Below are 17389 nucleotides of genomic sequence, written 5' to 3'. Positions count from 1 at the left end.
CGCCTGCGCCCGGTCTTGGACACCGGTCCTGGCCGGGTCGCGGTCACGCCGGTCCTGACGGCGGGGCCTGGGTGTCACCCGGTCCCGAGGTCAGGGGCGGCTCCTCGGTGGCGGGCGGCGGGGACCCGGCGGACGGTGAGCCGGGCTGCTCGGCGGACGGCGATCCGGTGGACGGCCCTCCGGTCCCGTCCGAAGGGGTGCCGGGTTCGTCGGTGGAACCCGTCGAGGTGTCCTCGCCGGAGGGCGAACCGTCCGGCGAGGGGGTCGCGTCCGTCGGCGGGGCGGTCTCCTGGTCGCCCGAACCCGTGCCGCCGGGGTCGCGGGTGAACCAGCCGCCGCTGTGCGGGTCGTAGATCACGAAGGTGTCCACGGGCCGGGACGCGGGCTTCACCACGACGACGTTCGACGCGCGGTACCCGGGCCAGGGCTCACCGACGACCTTCGGGGTGCCGCGCAGGGCGACCGGTTCCGTCAGCGGGTTTCCGCAGGCGCACCGGACGGTCGGCAGCCCCCGGTCGTCGACCAGGACCGCCGTGCCCGCCTCCAGGACCGCCTGGTAGGCCGTCGCGGAGCCGTTCACGTAGCCGTGGTTGGTGACCCGGGTGTCGAGCCTGAGCTGTACGGGGGTCAGCGCGCGCAGCCGGCCGGGCACCTTGTCCGGGGCGATACCGAGGGCCGAGGCGAACGCCTTGTTCTTCGCCTCCTCGGCACCGAGGAACCTGATCTGCTTCTCCACATCGCAGCTCGCCGTCCTCCGGGTGCCCCCGTACAGGCCGGGTGCGGCGCCCGACACCCCCTGGGCGGCCGGCGCGGACTCGGACCGGCCGGACTCCGACCGGCCGGGCAGCGACGGGGTGTTCGGCGGCGGGCTGCTGTCCCGCGCGGTCGACTCCGTGAACGGGTCCCGGCCGGTGCTGTCCGCGGCCTGGAGGAACACCTCGCCGCCACCGCCGCCCGACGGACCGTCACCCGAGCCGGAACCGCCCGAACGTGTGAGCACCACCCCGAGGACGACCGCGGCCACGACCCCGAGCGTCAGCAGGGCCACCCGGGGGGCGCTGCGCCACCAGGGCGTACCGCCGCCCCTGCCAGGCTCCGCGGGGGGCGCGCCACCGGGCCCGGAGCCATCGCCGCCCCCGCCCTGGCCACCACCTTCGCCGCCGCCCTTCCCGCCGCCCTCCCCGGTTCCGCCGTCCGTGGTCCCGCCGTCGCCTGTCCCGGGGCGCGTGCCGTCGTGTTCCGGCGGTGGGGCGGGGGCGCCGCCCGTCGTGCCGTGGGCGCCGTCGTCCGGATGGCCGTACGGCGGGCCGGACGGGTGGTCCGCGGGCGGGCCCGTGGGGCCGGAGGGCGAGCCGGGCCGGGAGGGGTCGGAGAGCGGGCCCGAAGGGGGTCCCGCGGGCGGGCCGGACGGTGGGCCCGCGGGGGCCCCCGACGGGGACGGGCCGGTGGGGCGGTCGGGCGGCGGCGGTTCGGCGCTCACGGTCACTCAGCTCCCGGTCTCGTACGACCCCCCGGGCCCCGCCGCGGATGTCCGGGCGACAGCCGAACTCCCTCGTCCGCTTCCTGCCGCGACCAGCCCATTGTGTGCCGCTTCCCGCGCCCGCCCGCAAGCCGGCGCGGTCGGCGGTGTCCGGGGAGCGCACGGGCCGGGAACTGCATAGCGTGACCGTGTGAGCCACAGGACTTCACCCGGCGGGGCAGCCGACCACTATGTGGCCGGGCCCGCGCCGCACGGCTGGTTCCAGGCCCTGCTGACCGCGCTCGCCGCGCTGGTCGTGATGACCGTCGTCGCCGCGGCGGGGCTCTGGGCGGCCGGGGCGCACACCCTGCCGGGCGCGGCGTTCCCCCGGGTGGTCGCGGCCGTCGTGCTGATGGCCGTGGGCGGGGACATCGATCTGTCGGGGGACGCCGGCGGCCTCGCGGGCGCCCAGGGCGACCTCGGCGTGCTGCCGTTGTCGGTGACCCTCGCCGGGGCGCTGGTCCTCGGGGCGGGGTTCCTCGTACCGCTGCGCCACCGCGCCGTCGTCGGGGAACGCGAGCTGGCGGGCTGGGCGGCGCGGATCGCCGTGCCGTGGGTGGTCGTGCTCGTCGCCCTCGCCCTCTTCGCCCGGCAGGAGTTCAGGGTCTCGATCGGTGACGGCGCCATCGGCGACCTCGGCGATCTGCTGGGGATCGCCCCCACCGTCGGCTTCGCCGGGGACGTCGGGACGAGCGTCCTCGTCGGACTGGTGTGGCTCGCGGGGGTGCTCGTGATCACGCTGCTCGTCGCCCGCAGGACACCGGTCCCGCCGCGGCTGCTGCGGTTCCACGGGGCGGTGCGGCCCGCCGCGCACGCGATGCTGGACGTGCTGCTCACCTATGTCGTCGCGGGACTGGTCGTCGGGCTCGTCGTCGCCGCGACCCGGGGCAACGCCGCCGACACCGTCGGCGTACTGCTCCTCGGACTGCCCAACCTCGTCTGGCTCGCCTTCACGCTCGGGCTCGGCGCCACCTGGGACGGACGGATCGAGGGACCGTTCGGACTGCCGGTGCCGAAGGTGCTGGACGAGGTGCTGCGGGGTTCGGGCGGCGGCGAACTGAGCGTGCTGAACGTACGGACGCTGGCCGAACGGGACCCCCGGGCGTGGTGGCTGGTGCCGTGCGCGGCGCTGGTGCTCCTCGCGGCGGCCTTCCTGATGGCGCGGCGGTCACCGGCCGGTACGGCACTGTGGCGGCTCGCGCTGCGTATCGGGATCGCACTGGTGCTGACGGTGCTCATCGTGTGCCTGACCGGACGGGTGTCCGCCCACTTCGGGCTGTCGCTGCTCGGCATCGGGGACCTCGGGGGCGGGCTGGGCGGACAGGTGCGGCTGTCGCCCCGGTTGTGGGGGGCATTGGGGACGGCCGCGCTGTGGGGTCTGGTGACGGGGTTCCTCGGGGGCGCGGCGGCACGGGTGCACGCGCGGGCCACCGGGCGCGTGGACTGAGCGGCTCGGCGCTTGCGGTCAGCGGGGCGCGGGGCGGAAGGCCGGACGGGCCCAGCGGGGCGGGACCGGCGGCGGGCCGGGCGGCAGATCGGCGGGCAGCGCCCCCGGATCGGTCAGGGCCGGGGCACGCGCACCGGTCGCGGCGGTGCGCAGGGCGGCCACGAAACGCAGACATGAGCCGTAACGGTCGTCGGGGCGCTTGGCGAGCGCCTTCGCCAGGACCGCGTCGAACCCGGGCGGCGCCCCGGAGCGCCGTTCGGCGAGCGGCGGCGGCTGGTCGTACTGGTGGGCCCAGAGCAGGGCCATGTCGTCGTCGCGCTGGAACGGCGGTCCCCCGGCCAGCATCTCGTACACCACGCACGCCAGGCTGTACACATCGCAGCGGCCGTCGACGGGCCGTCCGGAGATCTGCTCGGGCGCCACGTAGTCGAGGGTGCCGACGAACTGGCCGACGGTGGTGAACCCGGTCAGCGACAGGGACTTCTTGGTGAGACCGAAGTCGGTGAGGTAGACGTGCTCGGGATGGTCGCTGTCGGTGCCCTGGGCGACCAGGATGTTGCCCGGTTTGACGTCCCGGTGGACCAGTCCGTGGTCGTGCGCGGCGTCCAGCGCGGAGGCGACCTGCGCGGTGATCCGTACGACCGCCGCCGGGGGCAGCGGGTCCCCTTCGGCGCGCTGGTCGAGGAGATGGCGCAGATCCAGTCCGGCGACGTACCGCATGGCGATGTACAGCACGCCGTCCCGCTCGCCCGCCTCGAACACCGGCACGATGTGCGGATGGTCGATGGCGGCGGCGACCCGTGACTCATGGGTGAAGCGGCGCCGGAAGGTGTCGTTGCGGGCGAGTTCGGGGGCGAGCAGCTTCAGCGCCACGGTCCGGTCCAGCCGCAGATCCCTGGCCCGGTAGACGACGGCCATACCGCCGCGTCCGATCTCGCTCTCGACGCGGTACCCGGCGATCCGGCGGCCGAGGAGTCCCGAGGGACGCCCGGAGTGTTCACTCGTCCCCTCGTCGGTACCGGCCGGTCTCATGGGGTGTCACCACCGGGCCGGGCACGCGGTTCCGCCCGCGGCCCGGACGCCTGACGGGTGGCGTCCGTCCCCTCCCCCGCGGGACCGGACGCGGGCTCGGGACCCGCGGTGTCACCGGGCACCGGACGGACGACCCGGGTGGGGGGCGGCGCGGAGCCGCGGGGCGGGGGACGGGAGGGGGGCGTGGGACGGACGGGGACGACACGGGTCGGTTCGGGGGCGGGGTCGGGCGTCAATTCGGGGTCGAGTGTCGGCTCCGGTTCCGGCGCGGGTGCGGGTGCGGGTGGCTGTGCCTGTTCCGATGCGGGTTCGGGCTCCGGTACCTGTGTTGTCGGTATCGGTTCAGGCGCGGGGTCGGGTGCGGGTGCGGGCGGACGGGGCGGTTCCGGCGCGGGTTCGGGTACCCCGGCCTGCTCGGGTCGCGCCCCGGCCTGCTCAGGTCGTACGGCGGCCCGGTCCGGTCGTACGGCGGCCCGGTCCCGTGGCGTGCCGGTGGGGGCCGCCGGAGCCGCGCTCTCCCCCGGTGCCCGGTCCGCCGCGAATCCGCTGAGCCGTCGGCCGTCGCAGTACACCCACCGTTCGTGGTCGGCGTCGTAGAGCCACATGGACTCCCCGTCGACGACCATGCCCACCCGCAAGCCCCGGGTGCGGCGGTGGAAGGACTCCACGTCGAGGCGGCCGTCCGCGAGTTCCCCGGCCGCCGCCCGGTACCGTCCGACGGCCTCCTCGGCGCGCGCGAGCAGCGGCCGGGGGTCGGCGGTACGGGCCGTGGGGCTGCCCGCCTCGGGCGGCCGCTGGGGGACCGCGATCAGCAGCCGGCCGTCGACCCACGCGGTCCAGCCGTTCGCGCACACCACCCGGCCCCAGTCGCCCAGCCGGTCGGTGAGCTGTACGGGCAGCAGCGCGCCGAGGGGCGCGGTGGGCCGGTCGGTGTCCGGGACCTCCCAGGTGGGCAGGCCACCGGGCGGGACGACATGGGTGGGACGGAACTCGGCGGTGGTCATCGGCGGCTCCCTCGCGGTGCCGGACGGTCCGGGGCGCGGGCCCGCGCCCCGGCGGGCCGGGCGGGGTCACTCACGCATCACGGCCGGTTCCTGGCGCCGCAGCAGCCGGGACACGGCGTACAGGAAGACGAGGGACAGCACGATCAACATGCCCATGTCGAGCAGCCAGACGCCCGCCGAGTGCCGGAACAGGGCGTCGGAGCTCATGGCACCCGGCACGATCCGCCCCAGCTCGATCGTCGAGGCCATCGCGGCGAACGCCCAGCGCGCGGGCACCAGCCAGGACAGCTGCTGGATGCCCGGCACGTTCAGTTCGAGGAGGGCGCCGCAGAACACCACCTGGACGATGGCGAGCAGCACCAGCAGCGGCATCGTCACCTCCTCCTTGCGCACCAGCGCGGACACCAGCAGCCCGAGGGTCATCGCGGTGAAGGAGAGCAGGGCGACGGCGAGGACGATCTCCACCAGCGGTGGCAGGAACACCCCTTGTCCGCCGGGCGCGCCGAGATCGACTCCGAGCAGCGCCACCAGGGTCAGTACCACGGACTGGAGCACGGTGATCGTGCCGAGGACGACGACCTTCGACATCAGGTACGCCGATCTGGACAGCCCGACCGCGCGTTCCCTGCGGTAGATGGCGCGTTCCTTGACGAGTTCGCGTACGGCGTTGGCGGCGCCGGTGAGGACGCCGCCGACGCAGAGGATGAGCAGGGCGTTCATCGCGGACTGCGCGGTGAGCCTGCTGCCCGCGAGCGCGCGGGCCATGGCACCCATCACGAACGGCAGCGCGACCATGATCACCAGGAAGGTGCGGTCGGCGCTGAGCGCGGTGGCGTAACGGTGGACCAGGGTGGAGAGCTGGGCGCCCCAGCTCTGCGGTTTGGGCGGCGGCACCGCTGCGGCGACGGCGGCGACGCCGTCGGCGTTCGGTACGGGCGGGCGCGCGGTGGCGTCGGTGATGTATCCGCGGTGGAACGACGAGGCGCGGTAGTCCCCCGCCCAGTCCCGTTCGCGGTCCGTCTCGAACGCTTCGAACGCCTCGGGCCACTGGGTGAAGCCGAAGTAGCCGAGGGCGTCCTCGGGCGGTCCGTAGTAGGCGATCCGGCCGCCCGGCGCGAGGACGAGGAGCCGGTCGCAGACATCGAGGCTGAGCACGCTGTGGGTGACGACGACGATGGTCCGTCCGTCGTCGGCGAGACCGCGCAGCATATGCATCACCGAGCGGTCCATCCCGGGGTCGAGCCCCGAGGTCGGTTCGTCCAGGAAGAGCAGCGAGGGCTTGGTGAGCAGTTCCAGGGCGACGCTGACGCGTTTGCGCTGGCCGCCGGAGAGGCTGTGGATGTGCTGGTCGGCGCGCTGTTCGAGACCGAGTTCCCGGATGACCTCGTCCACCCGCGCCCGGCGTTCCGGTTCGGCGGTGTCCTGCGGGAAGCGGAGCCGGGCGGCGTACCGCAGCGCGCGGCGGACGGTGAGCTGGACGTGCAGGATGTCGTCCTGCGGGACGAGCCCGATGCGGCTGCGCAGTTCCGCGTAGTCGTGGTAGAGGTCCCGGCCGTCGTACAGCACGGTGCCGTGGTCGGCGGGCCGCAGTCCGGTGAGGGCGTTCAGCAGGGTCGACTTGCCCGCGCCGCTCGGTCCCACGACGGCGAGCAGGGATTTCTCCCCGACCGGGAACGACACCCCGTCGAGCAGCGTTTTACGGCCCCGGTCGACGGTGACCGTCAGCTCCTGGGCGTCCAGCGAGACCTCGCCGGTGTCGACGTACACCTCAAGCTTGTCGCCGACCAGGCAGAACGCCGAGTGCCCCACGCCGACGATGTCGCCGGGCAGGACGGCCGCCCGGGTCACCGGACTGCCGTTGAGATAGGTGCCGTTGTGGCTGCCGAGGTCCGCGATCTCGAAGGTCCCGTCGGTGCCCACCCGCAGTTCGGCGTGGTGACGCGAGACCACCAGGTCGTCCACGACGAGGTCGTTGTCCCGGGCCCGCCCGATCCGCACGGCCCGTACGGGGATCGGCCGGACGGTGGTGGGCCGCCGGAACGTCCCGGTGGCGGCGGGCGCGTGCACCCCGGAAAGCCGCTCGGTACCGTCGGTCGGCGCCGGGGCATAGGGCGGCTCCACGGCACCGGTCGAGGCCGGGGCATCGGGCGGCTCTGCGGCGTCGGCGTCGGCGTCGGCGTCGGCGTCGGCGTCGGCCGGGGCATCGTTCGGTCCCCGGGCACCGGTCGGCTCCGGACCAGGTGGGGCCGGGGGCGGCGGGGAGGCGCTGAGCAGGGCGCGGGGGCCGTCCGTCCGGCTGCCGAAACGCAGCTCGCTGCCGGGCCCGACGCCCCCTTCGTCGACCCGCCGTCCATCGGCGTACGTACCGTTGGTGCTGCCCTCGTCGGCGACCGTCCAGTGGTCCGAGTCGGCGTGCAGGACCGCGTGGTGCCAGGAGACCCGGTCGTCGTCGATGACGATGTCGCTCAGCGGGTCCCGCCCGACGTGGTAGTCGCGGTCCGGAGTCAGCACGGTGGAGCCCGAGTCCGTCTCGACGACGAGGGCGGGCGCGGTCGGGGTTCCGGACCGCTCTGCCATGTCCGAATTCTACCTATTGGTAGCTTCACCCGCTTGGTGAACTCCCCCGCCCACCCGACGGTTGCCCGGCCCCACCCGACGCCCGTGCCCCTACGGCCCCGCGAACGCCATGACCCCGACCGGAACGCCCGCCGGGGAAACGGCCTCGATGACCCGTTCCGCCGCGTCCGGCCCGCCCACCCCGTAGAACTCGATGAGCTGGAGCGCGGGGCCCAGCTCGGCGGCCACCCGGGCGGCGGTCTCTTCGTCGGGTACGGCGACGAGCGTGACCCGCCCGCCGCCGGGCTTGGCGTGGACGACACGGTCGGCGACGGGGTCGGCACCCTCGTGGACGACGAGGAACGCGTCGGACAGCACCTCGCCCGCCTCGAACCGGGCCTTGTACGCGGCGATCGGGGTCAGCGACTCGAAGCCGTAGTAGATCGCGCCGACGGGGGCCCGGCCGTCGACCGCGCGGGCGACCCGCGCGTGCCACACGGCCCCGAAGCTGCCGCACAGTTCGATCCGGTCCACGCCCTCGGCCACCAGCCGCACGGCGAGTTCGACGGCCTGGGCCGGGTCCCCTACGGCGCGGACGCGGGTCCGTCCGTGCGTGTTCCCGACCACCAGGAGATCGACGGAGGGGTCCCCGCCCTCCTCCTCGTAGATGACGACCTTGTTCCTCGCGGTGTCCCTGGTCGTGCGGGTGTCCGACATGACGCTGTCCCTCCGTCGATGGCGCCGGTCGCGCCGACAGGGAACAGCCTGCAACCTCAACCAATCTAGAGGTCAAGCGGATCGCGCGGGTGCCGGTCAGCGTCGCGCGGCGAGCCGCTCCACGGTCCGCGCCACGGGCAGCACACCGTCCTCGCCGGCGAGCCGCGCGGCCAGCGCGCGGGCGCGGGTCCGATGGGTCGAGTCCTGGGCGGTGGCGCGGACGAGCGCCGCCGTCAGCCGGTCCGCGCTCCCCGGCCGCTCGGTGAGCGTCCGCAGCGGCACGATGTCCGGCGCGACCCCGAGCGCGCGCAGCCGCGCCGACCAGAACGCGGCGTCGAACTGCACGGGCAGCGGCACCGAGGGCACCCCGGCGCGCAGCGCCGCCGCCGTGGTCCCGGCGCCCGCGTGATGGACGACCGCGGCGGTCCGCGGGAACAGCACGGAGTGCGGGAGTTCGCCGACGGTCAGCATGTCGTCGCCGTCCGCGGCGAGTCCGCTCCAGCCGCGCTGGATCACCCCGCGCAGCCCGGCGGCCCGCAGCGCCCCCACGATGGTGGCGCTCAGCCGCTCGGGGTCGGGCGCGGTCGCGCTGCCCAGCCCCACGTACACCGGGGGCGGTCCCGCGTCGAGGAACTTCGCGACCTCGTCCGGGAGTTCGGCGTCCGGGGGATCGTACGACCACCAGTAGCCGTCGACGGTGAGGCCGGGCCGCCAGTCGCGGGGGCGGGGCACGAGCAGCGGGCTGAAGCCGTGGTGCACCGGCAGCAGGCGGCGGTCCCGGGTGCGGCGGGCGGCGTGGACGCCGACCGGCGGGGCGCCGAGCCGGGCCCGCAGGGCGCGGGTGGAGTCGGCGAAGAGCCGGTCGAGCCCGGCGTTCACCGCGTGGGCGCCGAGCCGGTTGCCCAGCGGCCCGAACGAGCGGGCGCCGAGCAGCGGCGGGGCGAACACCCGGGTGGGCGACTGGGGTTGGAGGTGCAGTTCGGCGGCCGGGAGTCCGAGGCCGTCCGCGACGGCGTGGCCGAGCGGGGCGATCGCGGGGGCCAGCAGCAGCACATCGCTGTGCCCGGCGGCTGCCAGGAGGTCGTCGGCGAGTGCCCCGACCTGTTCCCTGACCAGGGCGAACAGCCGGTTCATCTTGCCGATCCCGCTGCCGCTGCGGTGCAGGTCCTGGCCCTTCGCGGAGGCGAGTACGGCACGCGGGTCGAGCGGCAGCGGACGGAAGTCCAGTCCGGCGCGCGCGGCGAGCGGGGCGAACCGCGCGTGGGTCACGAGGGTCACCTCGTGACCGGCCAGCGCCAGCCCGTGGCCCAGCCCGGTGAAGGGGGCGACATCGCCCCGGGAACCCGCTGTCATGACCGCTACTCGCACGGACATCAGTATGGCGGACCCGCGATCGCGACGTGCCGGGAGGGCCGATCTTGTACGCCTGCCAGGCCAGTTGCGTCTGACACCACCGGCTTCGCCACACCTGCCGCCACCGGCTTCGTCGCCCCTACCGCCCCCCGGCCGTCGCCTCTCCACGGCCGCCCGGCCACGTCGCCTCCGCGCTACCGGGCCCGGTCGGTGCCGTCCCGGCCGGCCGGGAGCCTGACGACCACCAGCGCGAGACCGGCGAGGGTGACGTTACGGCTGGCGGCGTCGAGCCCGTTCCAGTCGGACGACTGCCACATGGCGAACCACTCGCCGCCGATACCGATGAACCCGAGCCCGAAGAGCAGCAGGACCATCACCAGTCCGAGGGTGGCGACGGCGCGGGCACGTTCGAGGGCGTCGCCGTCCTGGGTGCCCGGCGCGTTCCGGGCGCCGCCCGTGAGAGCCCGCAGCCACAGCCACCCGGCGGCCAGCAGGACCAGGGCCGCCAGGGTCTCCCACACGATGATGGCGACGTACGCGAGATCGGCGAGCGTAGGGGATTCGACGGCTCGCCACATCAGGTCCTCGTCCTTGAACGTCGTGTCCATCGCGAGGACATGCCGGACGAACTGCTGGTTGGTCCCGAAGTCGGTGATGTTGCCGAACGCGACGAGGGCCATGTAGACGGCGACGGTCACGGTCAGCGCGGCGGCGGCGACCGGCAGGGTGCCGAGCGCCCGCACCCGGCCGCGCCGACCACTCGTCCGGCCACCTGTCCGGTCGCCGCCCTCGCCCTTCCCCGGTATCGCCGCCTCGGCACGCGCACCCGCCGTGCCGCCGGGGCCGACCGCGCTCCCCACCCCGTCCCGGCCGTCCGCGTCGACCCCGCCCACACCGCCGCCCGCACCGCGCCTGTCGCGCCCGTCATCCGTCGTGCCGTCCGTCATGCCGTCCTCCGTGACCGATTCCCGCCCATGAACAAGGCGCTCTCCTGCTGAGGTTGGGGCTACGCCCCCTCCGCAAACCGTCGCACGGACGACTCGCGGCCGTCTCGCGGCCCTCGCCCGCCGACGGACGGCCGCCGGACCGCTGGTGGACCGCGCCCACCGGTCCGCGCGGACGGAAGCCCCACGACCCCGTCGGAACAGCACCCCGTCGCCTTCGCCAGGCTCCTCCATAGGGTGAAAATGGACCACCGATGGTGATCCGTACCCACGCGCGGGGACGGTCCGCCGCTCTAGCGTTCGGGCATGTCCACACAGCCCTGGTTCCGTGACGCGAAGTTGGGCGTCTTCGTCCATTACGGCGTCTACGCCGTCGACTCGGTGGCCGAGTCCTGGTCCTTCTACAACGGCGAGGTCCCGCACGAGCGGTACATGAGTCAGCTCGGCCGTTTCACCGCGTCGCGCTACGACCCGGCCGAGTGGGCGGACCTGTTCGCGCGGGCGGGCGCCCGCTACGCGGTTCTCACCGCGCGCCACCACGACGGGGTGGCGCTCTGGGACTCCGGCCAGGGCGGACTCGACGTCGTCCGGCACACCCCGGCGGGCCGGGACCTGATCGCCGGGTACGCGCACGCGCTGCGGGAACGGGGGCTGAAGGTGGGCCTCTACTACTCGCACTCGGACTGGAACCACCCCGACTACCCGACGGTCGTCCACCCCGACCCGCCCGCGCACGACGACATCCTGGCCAGTGCGTACGTCACCCCACAGAACGGGGTGGAGGACCCGGCGGCATGGGCGCGGTATCTGGCGTACCGGGACGGCCAGGTGGCCGAGCTGATCGAGCGGTACCGCCCGGACCTGCTGTGGTTCGACGGTGAATGGGAGCGGTCACCGGAGCAGTGGCGGATGGCCGAACTGGCGGGGCTGATCCGGGCGGCGGCCCCGGACACCATGGCGAACGCCCGGCTGACGGGACACGGCGACTACGCGACCCCGGAGCAGGGACTGCCGGTGCGGGCCCCGGACGGCCCCTGGGAACTGTGTCTGACCGTCAACGACTCCTGGGGGTACCGGCAGGGCGACGACAACCACAAGTCCGTGGCGCTGCTGGTGCGTTACCTCACGGAGACGATCGCGATGGGCGGCAATCTGCTGCTCGACGTGGGGCCCCGGGAGGACGGCACGATCTCGGCCGCGCAGACGGAGCGGCTCACCGGCCTCGGTGACTGGATACGCGCCCACGCGGACGCCGTGCACGGCACGGTCGCGGGCCTGCCGCCGGGCCACCACTACGGACCGAGCACCCTCTCGGCGGACCGCCGCACCCTGTACCTGATGTGCTTCGACGTACCGCGCGAGTCGGTGACGGTACGCGGGCTGCGGACCCCGGTGAAGCGGGTGAGCGTGCTCGGCACGGGCGCGGAGCTGGGGCACCGGGTCGTCGGCGGGCTGCACGAGGTGCCCGGGATGACCTGGATCGACGCGCCGGGGCCCGGGGACGTCGATCCGTGCGCCACCGTCCTCGCCGTGGAGCTGGACGGCGAGCTGGACCTGTATCAGGGCACCGGGCTGCGCTGATCCCCGCCGGACGCGCGGGCGGCGGCGCGCAGTGCGCGGGGCGAGGCGCCGAACTCCCGGTGGCACGCCTTGTTGAACGCCTGGAGGTCGGCGATGCCGACGGCGTCGGCCACCGCGCGGACGGTGAGCGTCGACTCGCGCAGCAGATGCCGGGCGCGGGCCATCCGCCGCGCACGGACGTAGGCGACCACCGTACGGCCGGTCTCGGCGCGGAAGAGCCTGGTCAGATGGTTGTGCGAGACCCCGGCGACCCGGGCCAGGTCGGGCACCGCGAGGGGGCCCGCCAGATGTGCCTCGACATGGGCGATCGCGGCGGCGACCGGGCCGGGCGCCTGGGCGGACCCGCCGGGCGCGCCGAGTTCCGCGACCCGCCACAGTGCCGTCCACACCTCGGCGGCGGCCCGTACGGGGTTGCGCGGGGCGATGGCGACGGCCTGGCGCAGCAGCCCCGTGAGGGCCGGGGTCTCGGCCCCGGCGTCCTGGAGGAGGGGGACCCGGGTGGACCCCCCGGTGCCGGGCAGGGCGAAGTGGACGAACAGGTGCTCGGAGCGGCCCCGGTAGCGGTAGCGGACCTCGGTGCCGGGCGGCACCAGGCTGACCCGGCCGGGCCGGATGGTGTGGGACAGACCGCCGACGACGAGTTCGGCGCTGTACGTGTAGAGGTGGAGCTGCCACAGGTCCGGCAGCCGGAAGACGTCGGTCGTGGTGTGGGTGCCGTGGACCCCGGTGCCGAGGCTCGCGACCCGGGGCGGGGTGTCCAGCGGGACCGCCACGGTCGGCGGCTCGGCTGCGCTGCTCATGGTGAGAAGTTACCAGCGGGGACGCGCGCGGATGCGGGAGTGGCCCGGGCGGGTGAAGCTGAAGACGGAACAACCCTCTAGGGAGGTGGGCTCATGTCCATGATGGACAAGCTCAAAAACATGCTCAAGGGGCATGAGGACCAGACGTCGAAGGGCGTCGACAAGGCGGGAGACGCCATCGACGACAGGACGCAGGGCAAGTACCAGGGCCAGGTCGACAAGGGCCAGGACGCGCTGAAGGACCGGCTCGGCGACCAGGACCGGGGCCAGCAGCCACCGCGGGCCTGACCCGTCGGCCCCGCCCGGTCCGGTGCCGCCGGCCACGGCCCTCCGGACCAGGCGGCCGGCGTGCGCGCTCACCACCGGGCCGCGCCGGCGGACATCGCGTACGGGTCGCGCATCCGGCGCATCCGCAGGGTGTCCACGGACTCCGCCATCAGCTCGTACTCCGTGGTCTCGTCCTGGGCGGAGAATCGCATCAGCCGCCCCTGGGAGAGCTCCTCCGCGACCCGGTCCTGCCGGTAGGTGTCGTGGCACCAGTCACGCAGCACGGCCGGTACATCCGCCGTGTCAGCGCCGACGGGGGTCAGCGAACCTTCCGGGAAGGCGGCGGTTTCGGGGAGGGGATCGAGGCGGGCCGCGATCCACAGGGCCCGGTCGCGCAGCCACCACAGGGCCAGTGGCAGGGTGGGGGCCCGGTAGGTACCGAGCGGCACGCCGACCCACTGGCCACCGCAGACACCGTAGGCGGTGACGTGGCACAGGAATTCGTCATGCATGGTCACCTCCGGGGGCGGTTCAGGACATGGCACATGGACGGCCGCTCGTCGCATGCGCGTCGTCGCCGTCGTGTACCCCCTCTTCTTTAGTTCACGCCATGACTGTATGTCACCACTCCGATTCGGCCAGTGTGCGGTCCCGGGCGCCCCACGAGTTGACCGAAGACTCAACTCACCCACTCCACCAGCGCGTTCGCCACTTCACGCGGTAACTGACCCTGACCGAAAAGACTCCCGAACAGCGTTCGCCGGAGACGGGAGCCGGTCCCGCGTACCGTCGGACACAGGGCGGGTGGCGGCGACCGGCGCGCACCCGGACACGGAACGGGAGACCGGGGGACGCATGGCGGCGAACGATCACGGACAGTCCGACGCGGAGGCGGCCCGCGCCCCGGCGCCGGACATGGGCGGGGAAGCCGCGTGTCTGCTGCACCGGGTGTGCGAGGAGTGCGGACGGCTCGCCCCGGGCCGCGAGGACCGCTGCTGCGCGCGTTGCGGCGGACCGCTGCCGTCCTGATCCGGCGGGCTCAGCGGGCTTCGGAGGCGCGGACGATGTCCTCGTAGGTGAGGGCGCGGGTACCGGGCTCGGCGGTGGCGAGGGCGTTCACCATCGCGGCGGCGAGCCGTCCGGCGGCGACCGGGCGGTACGGGCGCAGCGGTCCGGCGCAGAGGGGGCCGAACACCGGGCCGAGCCGGGCGGCGAGGCGTTCGGCGGTGCGCTGTTCGGTCCGCTCCCCGAGCAGCAGGGAGGGCCGGAAGAGCAGGGTGCTGTCGTACCCGAGGGCGATGATGTCGCGTTCGACGTCCCCCTTGACCCGGAGGTAGAAGTTCCGGGAGGCGGGGTCGGCGCCGACCGACGAGCACAGGGCGATCCGACGGGCCCCGGCTCCATGGGCACGGTCGGCGACGGCGAGCGTGGCGTCATGGTCGACCGCGCGGAACGCCGTCTGCGACCCGGCCTTCCTGATGGTGGTGCCCAGCGCGCAGTACACATCGTCCACGGCGGGCACCTCGTCGGCGGTGAGCGTGGCGAAGTCCACGATCCGTACGTCGAGGCGTGGGTGTTCGCGGTCCAGGGGGCGGCGGACCAGGGCGGTGACCCGGTCGTAGCGGGGGTCGGCCAGCAGCCGGGCGAGGAGATGGCCGCCGACGAGGCCGGTGGCCCCGGCGAGCAGCGCGGTACGAGTGGGCATGACGCATCGTAACCACGCGAAGCCGGACCCGGAGACCGCACCCCGCCCCGGACGGCCGACACCCCCGCACATCCGAGCCCTCCCACATCTGACCCATATGCCCGACCCCCAGAACGGACATAAGGTGCATATGTCGGTCCGGTCGCCGGTGACCGTGAACAATCACCGCCAAGGAGGCACACCATGTCCGAACTCATCGTGATCGGGTACGAGGATCCAGCGGTCGCCCATCAGGCGTACGAAGAGGTCCAGAAACTCCAGAAGGACTTCGTGGTCGATCTCTCCGGACTGGCGGTGGTCAGTGTCGACCAGGAAGGCAAGAACCACGTCGAGACGCCCAGCAAGATCGTCGGGGTCTCGGCCGCGTCCGGTGCGCTGTGGGGCACGATCTTCGGCCTGCTCTTCCTCGTCCCGGCGTTCGGCCTGCTGGCGGGTGCCGCGTTCGGCGGGCTGTTCGGGAAGCTCAGCAAGTCCGGGATCGACGAGGAGTTCCGGGGGCAGGTGCAGTCCATGCTGAAGCCGGGGGCGGCGGCCGTGGTGATCATGGCCGCGAAGATCACGGAGGACAAGTTCGCCGACGCGATGCAGCCGTTCGGCGGAAGGCTGCTGAAGACCTCGCTGAACGCGGAGGACGAGAAGGAACTGGCCGAACACCTCGGCGCGCAGGGCTGACCGAAGGAGCACCCCTCTCCCCGCACACCCGCCCGGCTAGGCAAGGGGGTGGGCGGAAATCGCGTTGGAGCGAGGACGGAAAATCCCGACCGTCCCCGCCCCGAAGAACAAACAGAACGCGCCCCAAAGGGGCGCGAGGAACTGCGCGAAAACGAGGGCGACCCGCACCCGAACAACAACACCAGCCAGGCAGCGCCCCGACAGGGGCGCGGGGAACTGCGCAAACCCACCGAACGACGGCACAGGAACAAGCGCGCCCAGCACGGAGTACCCAGGGGCGCGAGGAACTGCGCACCCCACGAACGACGGCACAGGAACGAAGTACGCCCAGCCGGACAGACCTGGGAAGCGCAAGCGAAGGCGACCCGCGAGGAACCGCGAAACCACCGAGCGACGGCACAGGGAACAGTCGCGCCCAGCACCGAGTACCCAGGGGCGCGAGGAACTGCGCACCCCACGAACGACGGCACAGCAACGAAGTACGCCCCGCCGGACAGACCTAGGAAGCGCAAGCGAAGGCGACCCGCGAGGAACCGCGAAACCACCGAGCGACGGCACAGGGAACAGTCGCGCCCAGCACCGAGTACCCAGGGGCGCGAGGAACTGCGCACCCCACGAACGACGGCACAAGGACAAGTGCGCCCACCCGGACAGACCTCAGAAGCGCAAGCGAAGGCGGACATGCACCCACGGCTCGACCCCCGAACGCTGGCGCGGCTCCGGGAGCCGCGCCCCTACCCCGCGCTGTCCCTGCTGATGCCCACGCACCGGCGCGAACCCCACCACGCCCAGGACCACGTACGTCTGCGCAACCTCGTCGCGGAGGCGAAGAACCGGCTGCGGGCCGACCCCGCGGCGACCCGCGCCCGCTCCGCGGACATCGCCGACCAGCTGGACCAGGCCGTCGCCGCCACCGACCTGGCCCTCGCGGAGGACGGCCTCGCCGTGTTCGCCGCGCCGGGCGAGCACCAGGTCTGGTACCTGAACCGCGCGGTCCCCGAACGCGTCGTGCTGTCGGACACGTTCCTGACCCGGAACCTGGTCGCCGCGGACCTCGCCGATCGCCCGTACTGGGTCCTCGCGGTCTCCGCCGACCACATCTCGCTGTGGGACGGCCGCGCCGAGCGGGTCAGCGAGGTCCGCACCGGCCCGTTCCCGCTGGTCAGAAGTCTCGCGGACCCCGACGCGGAGCGTCAGGAACGCGTCGGGGACCTGCCCAGCACCTTCCGCGACGAGGCGACCCGGGCGTTTCTGCGCCGGGCGGACGAAGCCATGGCCGCCGTACTCGCGGACCACCCCCGCCCGTTGTACGCGGCCGGGGAGGCGGCGGCGCTGACCACCCTCGCGGAGGTCGGCGGCGCGTCGGACGGCGGTGCGGGCGAGATGTTCCGGGTGCCGCACGGGGGCCTGGCGCAGGGGCCGCCCGAGCTGGTGTGGCAGGCGGTGCTGCCGTTCCACTCCGCGCGGCAGGAGGCGGAGAACGGCGCGGTGCTGCGGGACCTCGACCGGGCGCGGGGCCGCCGGGAGTTCGCCGCCGGGGCCGACGAGGTGTGGCGCAACGCGACCGAGGGCCGGGTGGACCTGCTGGCCGTGGAGGAGAACTACCGGGTGACGGTACGCGACGACGGCCACCATCTGATGCCCGCGAGGCATGACGATCTCGACTCCCGCGAGGACCTGGTGGACGAGATCGTCGAGCGTTGCCTGGCGACGGGCGCCACCGTACGTTTCCTGCCGGACGGCACCCTCGCGGACCTGGGCCGGATCGCGGGCGTACTGCGCTACTGACAAC

General features: G+C 73.9%; 16 protein-coding genes. 6 read left to right on the top strand and 10 right to left on the bottom strand.

What is annotated here, in order from left to right:
• Positions 1–43 precede the first annotated feature (43 nt).
• On the bottom strand, positions 44–1480 hold the full coding sequence (locus OG711_RS33970) for a DUF6777 domain-containing protein (RefSeq protein WP_329562410.1): 1437 nt from the start codon (positions 1478–1480) through the stop codon (positions 44–46).
• 190 nt (positions 1481–1670) lie between these two features.
• Between OG711_RS33970 and OG711_RS33965 the strand changes: the two genes are divergently transcribed.
• Positions 1671–2966 carry a streptophobe family protein gene (locus tag OG711_RS33965; protein ID WP_329562408.1) on the top strand — a complete coding sequence of 432 codons (1296 nt, stop codon included), beginning with the start codon at positions 1671–1673 and terminating at the stop codon, positions 2964–2966.
• Positions 2967–2984: 18 nt separating this feature from the next.
• Here OG711_RS33965 and OG711_RS33960 read toward each other — a convergent pair whose 3' ends face one another.
• From OG711_RS33960 to OG711_RS33935, 6 genes are all read right to left on the bottom strand, one after another.
• The gene (locus tag OG711_RS33960; RefSeq protein ID WP_329562407.1) at positions 2985–3998 is read right to left on the bottom strand and encodes a serine/threonine-protein kinase; all 1014 of its coding nucleotides are present in this window, start codon (positions 3996–3998) and stop codon (positions 2985–2987) included.
• The gene (locus OG711_RS39215; RefSeq protein ID WP_405674336.1) at positions 3995–5002 is read right to left on the bottom strand and encodes a hypothetical protein; all 1008 of its coding nucleotides are present in this window, start codon (positions 5000–5002) and stop codon (positions 3995–3997) included. Before OG711_RS39215 ends, OG711_RS33960 begins: the two co-directional genes overlap by 4 nt.
• Before the next feature lie 66 nt (positions 5003–5068).
• Complete coding sequence (locus tag OG711_RS33950; protein ID WP_329562405.1) at positions 5069–7579, bottom strand: ABC transporter ATP-binding protein/permease; 2511 nt, start codon at positions 7577–7579, stop codon at positions 5069–5071.
• Positions 7580–7669: 90 nt separating this feature from the next.
• Positions 7670–8275, bottom strand: a complete 606-nt coding sequence (locus tag OG711_RS33945) for a DUF6506 family protein (RefSeq protein ID WP_073794557.1) — start codon at positions 8273–8275, stop codon at positions 7670–7672.
• Positions 8276–8371: 96 nt separating this feature from the next.
• Positions 8372–9628: a glycosyltransferase gene (locus OG711_RS33940; RefSeq protein WP_329562403.1), complete on the bottom strand. Its 1257-nt coding sequence runs from the start codon at positions 9626–9628 to the stop codon at positions 8372–8374.
• 194 nt (positions 9629–9822) lie between these two features.
• The gene (locus OG711_RS33935; protein WP_329564218.1) at positions 9823–10371 is read right to left on the bottom strand and encodes a DUF2165 domain-containing protein; all 549 of its coding nucleotides are present in this window, start codon (positions 10369–10371) and stop codon (positions 9823–9825) included.
• Between the two features lie 507 nt (positions 10372–10878).
• Here OG711_RS33935 and OG711_RS33930 point away from each other — a divergent pair.
• Entirely contained in the window at positions 10879–12153 is a 1275-nt protein-coding gene (locus OG711_RS33930) for an alpha-L-fucosidase (RefSeq protein ID WP_329562401.1), read from the top strand.
• Here the strand turns inward: OG711_RS33930 and OG711_RS33925 are convergent.
• Positions 12132–12953: an AraC family transcriptional regulator gene (locus OG711_RS33925; protein ID WP_266512600.1), complete on the bottom strand. Its 822-nt coding sequence runs from the start codon at positions 12951–12953 to the stop codon at positions 12132–12134. The two genes, OG711_RS33930 and OG711_RS33925, sit on opposite strands and share 22 nt — an antisense overlap.
• A gap of 93 nt (positions 12954–13046) precedes the next feature.
• On the opposite strand from OG711_RS33925, the gene OG711_RS33920 reads away from it, so the two are divergent.
• Positions 13047–13241: an antitoxin gene (locus OG711_RS33920; protein ID WP_073794561.1), complete on the top strand. Its 195-nt coding sequence runs from the start codon at positions 13047–13049 to the stop codon at positions 13239–13241.
• A gap of 68 nt (positions 13242–13309) precedes the next feature.
• Here OG711_RS33920 and OG711_RS33915 read toward each other — a convergent pair whose 3' ends face one another.
• Entirely contained in the window at positions 13310–13732 is a 423-nt protein-coding gene (locus OG711_RS33915; RefSeq protein WP_073794562.1) for a hypothetical protein, read from the bottom strand.
• Positions 13733–14075: 343 nt separating this feature from the next.
• On the opposite strand from OG711_RS33915, the gene OG711_RS33910 reads away from it, so the two are divergent.
• Entirely contained in the window at positions 14076–14249 is a 174-nt protein-coding gene (locus OG711_RS33910; RefSeq protein WP_178391192.1) for a hypothetical protein, read from the top strand.
• Between the two features lie 10 nt (positions 14250–14259).
• Here the strand turns inward: OG711_RS33910 and OG711_RS33905 are convergent, their stop codons facing one another.
• On the bottom strand, positions 14260–14925 hold the full coding sequence (locus tag OG711_RS33905; RefSeq protein ID WP_329562398.1) for an oxidoreductase: 666 nt from the start codon (positions 14923–14925) through the stop codon (positions 14260–14262).
• Between the two features lie 183 nt (positions 14926–15108).
• On the opposite strand from OG711_RS33905, the gene OG711_RS33900 reads away from it, so the two are divergent.
• Together OG711_RS33900 and OG711_RS33895 are read left to right on the top strand one after the other, a co-directional pair.
• Entirely contained in the window at positions 15109–15597 is a 489-nt protein-coding gene (locus tag OG711_RS33900; RefSeq protein ID WP_266512615.1) for a DUF1269 domain-containing protein, read from the top strand.
• Between the two features lie 681 nt (positions 15598–16278).
• Positions 16279–17385, top strand: a complete 1107-nt coding sequence (locus OG711_RS33895) for a baeRF3 domain-containing protein (RefSeq protein ID WP_329562396.1) — start codon at positions 16279–16281, stop codon at positions 17383–17385.
• The last annotated feature ends 4 nt before the right edge of the window (positions 17386–17389 follow it).

Source organism: Streptomyces uncialis, from assembly GCF_036250755.1.
Lineage (GTDB): Bacteria > Actinomycetota > Actinomycetes > Streptomycetales > Streptomycetaceae > Streptomyces > Streptomyces uncialis.
This window is presented reverse-complemented; position numbering and strand designations above follow the sequence as displayed.

What these genes read in the sequence shown, in the direction of transcription:
- OG711_RS33940 (WP_329562403.1), bottom strand. Translation starts at nt 9,628, where the DNA reads ATGACAGCGGGTTCCCGGGGCGATGTCGCCCCCTTCACCGGGCTGGGC.
- OG711_RS33910 (WP_178391192.1), top strand. Translation starts at nt 14,076, where the DNA reads ATGGCGGCGAACGATCACGGACAGTCCGACGCGGAGGCGGCCCGCGCC.
- OG711_RS33945 (WP_073794557.1), bottom strand. Translation starts at nt 8,275, where the DNA reads ATGTCGGACACCCGCACGACCAGGGACACCGCGAGGAACAAGGTCGTC.
- OG711_RS33900 (WP_266512615.1), top strand. Translation starts at nt 15,109, where the DNA reads ATGTCCGAACTCATCGTGATCGGGTACGAGGATCCAGCGGTCGCCCAT.
- OG711_RS33895 (WP_329562396.1), top strand. Translation starts at nt 16,279, where the DNA reads ATGCACCCACGGCTCGACCCCCGAACGCTGGCGCGGCTCCGGGAGCCG.
- OG711_RS33930 (WP_329562401.1), top strand. Translation starts at nt 10,879, where the DNA reads ATGTCCACACAGCCCTGGTTCCGTGACGCGAAGTTGGGCGTCTTCGTC.
- OG711_RS33905 (WP_329562398.1), bottom strand. Translation starts at nt 14,925, where the DNA reads ATGCCCACTCGTACCGCGCTGCTCGCCGGGGCCACCGGCCTCGTCGGC.
- OG711_RS33960 (WP_329562407.1), bottom strand. Translation starts at nt 3,998, where the DNA reads ATGAGACCGGCCGGTACCGACGAGGGGACGAGTGAACACTCCGGGCGT.
- OG711_RS33915 (WP_073794562.1), bottom strand. Translation starts at nt 13,732, where the DNA reads ATGCATGACGAATTCCTGTGCCACGTCACCGCCTACGGTGTCTGCGGT.
- OG711_RS33950 (WP_329562405.1), bottom strand. Translation starts at nt 7,579, where the DNA reads ATGGCAGAGCGGTCCGGAACCCCGACCGCGCCCGCCCTCGTCGTCGAG.
- OG711_RS33920 (WP_073794561.1), top strand. Translation starts at nt 13,047, where the DNA reads ATGTCCATGATGGACAAGCTCAAAAACATGCTCAAGGGGCATGAGGAC.
- OG711_RS33925 (WP_266512600.1), bottom strand. Translation starts at nt 12,953, where the DNA reads ATGAGCAGCGCAGCCGAGCCGCCGACCGTGGCGGTCCCGCTGGACACC.
- OG711_RS39215 (WP_405674336.1), bottom strand. Translation starts at nt 5,002, where the DNA reads ATGACCACCGCCGAGTTCCGTCCCACCCATGTCGTCCCGCCCGGTGGC.